The sequence below is a fragment of the Mesorhizobium sp. P3_A9 genome (assembly GCF_056402975.1).
Window position 1 is genome coordinate 1 of record NZ_JBFUGJ010000836.1, and the last position, 528, is coordinate 528.

Here is a 528-nt window from a genome sequence, read left to right on the forward strand (position 1 = left end):
GCGGCGTGTCGGGTGGAATCTCGCCGACATCAGCGCCCAGCAGCAGCTCTGCCTCGACCAGCGCCCACAACAGCGCTTCGCCATTGAACAGCGCCGCGATCGCGGCGTCGCGCAATTCCTCGAAGCCGGGTTTCGGCCGATCGCGAATGGCGGCCAGTGTGCGGGCAAGCCGCTCGGCTTCGATCAGCGACGCGGTCGAGACCAGATGGCCCTTCGCCCGCAGCACCGCCGCAATCATCGCCAGCCATAGCGTCGCGGCATCGCGCCGCTCGCGCGTGCGCCACAGATGCTTGCACCAACCCGGCGCGACGACGCCGGCGCCATAGCCATAACCCAGCGCCAGACGCGGTCCAGTCCATGGCGCCCAGGTCATGGTGCTCTTGCGCTTGGCAATTCCCTTGATCAGCGCCTGATCGTTTTTCTGCGTGTGCGCCGCCTGCAGGGCCGGCACGTGCCATGCGCCGCAGACGACGGCGATCGGTCCATCGAATTCCTTGCGCGCTGCGGCAATCTCGAGCCGCATGTGCG

The 528-nt window shown here is 67.8% G+C and carries 1 protein-coding gene; it reads right to left on the minus strand.

All coding sequences use genetic code 11. The features are described from left to right. Positions 1–528, minus strand: a 528-nt coding sequence (locus AC1DX0_RS37005; RefSeq protein ID WP_477359657.1) for a DUF5682 family protein, incomplete at both ends; no start/stop codon positions are given.